The organism is Saccharomonospora iraqiensis subsp. paurometabolica YIM 90007 (genome assembly GCF_000231035.2).
GTDB lineage: Bacteria > Actinomycetota > Actinomycetes > Mycobacteriales > Pseudonocardiaceae > Saccharomonospora > Saccharomonospora paurometabolica.
The window spans coordinates 31273-33000 of sequence record NZ_KI912215.1 but is presented as its reverse complement, the minus strand read 5'-3'; the positions used below and the strand labels follow the sequence as shown (position 1 = coordinate 33000).

Below are 1728 nucleotides of genomic sequence, written 5' to 3'. Positions count from 1 at the left end.
TCCCGCGTCGCCGCGGTGCATCACCTCGAGCGCGCGGGTGCGGTCGTAGGAGGCGGACAGGCCGTCGGCCGTGTCGGACAGCCCGTCCAGGTGCAGACCCCGGCTGCCCAGGGCCACCGCACCCACCGCGAGCACGGCCGTGACCAGCGGCGGAAGCCCCACCGTCGCGGCGACGAACACGAGCAGTGCGGCCGGCACCGCCAGGGCGAACGCGGCGAGCGGGGCGAGCAGCATCGCCGCCCCGCCCACCCGGCGGTCCACCGTGCGCGGGGCGGGCACCGGCACCGCGGTGAACGTGCCGAACGCCATCCGCGCCGCGTCGCCGAGCACGCCCGGGGAGGACCCGGTGGGGGAGTCGGCGGGGGAGCCGGTCACGACCGGCCGTCCTCCAGGTCCCCCTCGATGCGCAGGTAGACCTCGCGCAGCGACTCCAGCAGCTCCGGGTCCGGTTCCGACCACAGGCCCCGGTCGGCGGCCTCGGTGAGCCGTTCGATGATGCCGCGCAGCGCCCACGGGTTCGACTCGGACAGGAAGTCCTGGTTGGTCTTGTCCAGCACGTAGTCCTGCGACAGCCGCTCGTACATCCAGTCGTGCACCACGCCCGCGGTGGCGTCGAAGCCGAACAGGTAGTCCACCGTGGCGGCCATCTCGAACGCGCCCTTGTAGCCGTGCCGCCGCATCGCCGCCAGCCAGCGCGGGTTGACCACCCGCGCCCGGAACACCCGCGCGGTCTCCTCGGTCAGCGACCGGGTGCGCACCGCGTCGGGTGTGGTGCTGTCGCCGACGTAGGAGGTGGGCGAGGAGCCGGTCAGCGCCCGCACCGTGGCCACCATCCCGCCGTGGAACTGGAAGTAGTCGTCCGAGTCGGCGATGTCGTGCTCGCGGGTGTCGGTGTTCTTCGCCGCCACCACGATGCGCCGGTAGGAGCGTTCCATGTCCGCCCGCGCGGGCGCGCCCTCCAGGCCACGGCCGTAGGCGTAGCCGCCCCAGGCGGCGTAGACCTCGGCGAGGTCGGCGTCGTCGCGCCAGTTGCCCGCGTCGATCAGCTGCAGCAGGCCCGCGCCGTAGGTGCCGGGCTTCGAGCCGAAGATCCGCGTGGTGGCGCGCCGCTCGTCGCCGTGCTCGGCCAGGTCGGCGCGGGCGTGGGCGCGCACGAAGTTCTGCGACTCCGGTTCGTCCAGGTCGGCGACCAGCCGGACGGCGTCGTCGAGCAGGTCGACCACGTGCCCGAAGGCGTCCCGGAAGAACCCGCTGATCCGCACCGTGACATCGACGCGGGGCCTGCCCAGTTCCTCCAGCGGGATCGCCTCGATGCCGGTGACCCGGCGGGACGCCTCGTCCCACGTCGGCCGCACACCCAGCAGCGCCAGCACCTCGGCCGCGTCGTCACCGGCGGTGCGCATCGCCGAGGTGCCCCACGCCGACAGCCCCACCGACCGGGGCCACTCGCCGTCGTTGTCGGCGCGGTAGCGCTGGAGCAGCGAGTCGGCCAGCGCCTTGCCGGTCTCCCAGGCCAGCCGGCTGGGCACGGCCTTCGGGTCGACGGTGTAGAAGTTGCGGCCGGTCGGCAGCACGTTGATCAGCCCGCGCAGCGGCGACCCGCTCGGCCCGGCCGGGATGTAGCCGCCGTCCAGGGCGTGCAGCACGGCGTCCAGCTCCCCGGAGGTGCCCGCCAGGCGTGGCACGACCTCGGTGGCGGCGAACCGCAGCACGTCGGCCACGGCCGCC

Annotated in this window: 2 protein-coding genes; both read right to left on the bottom strand. The window is 74.5% G+C overall.

Going from position 1 to position 1728, the window contains the following annotated elements:
* Nucleotides 1-309: adenosylcobinamide-GDP ribazoletransferase (locus tag SACPADRAFT_RS0206520; protein WP_040924031.1), on the bottom strand; the 309-nt coding region annotated here is incomplete at its 3' end.
* Nucleotides 310-371: 62 nt separating this feature from the next.
* On the bottom strand, nt 372-1728 hold a 1357-nt coding region (locus SACPADRAFT_RS0206515; protein WP_007027518.1), incomplete at its 5' end, for a cobaltochelatase subunit CobN.